This window comes from Xenorhabdus yunnanensis, assembly GCF_028598805.1.
GTDB lineage: Bacteria > Pseudomonadota > Gammaproteobacteria > Enterobacterales > Enterobacteriaceae > Xenorhabdus > Xenorhabdus yunnanensis.
This window is the reverse complement of the sequence record NZ_JAQRFI010000371.1, coordinates 1-223: the sequence shown is the minus strand read 5'-3', so window position 1 is coordinate 223 and position 223 is coordinate 1. Positions and strand designations below refer to the sequence as shown.

Annotated in this window: 1 pseudogene; it reads left to right on the top strand. The window is 63.2% G+C overall.

Going from position 1 to position 223, the window contains the following annotated elements:
* Window positions 1-223: pseudogene (locus PSI23_RS22645) on the top strand (site-specific tyrosine recombinase XerC); the annotation flags it as partial.

Sequence of the window (223 nt, the reverse complement as noted above, 5' to 3'; positions counted from 1 at the left end):
CGTGCCTATCGGCATCCGGGCGCTGGACTGGCTCACCCGGTATCTGGCGCAGGTCCGCCCGCGACTGGCTGCGCGCCGTGACAGTGGTTACCTGTTTATCTCCGACCGGGGACGTGGCCTGTCGCGTGACTACTTAAGCCAGATTGTCGGAAAGACTATCCGTGAACAGGCGCAGCTCGACAAACCCGGCGCCTGTCACCTGTTCCGCCATTCGATGGCGACA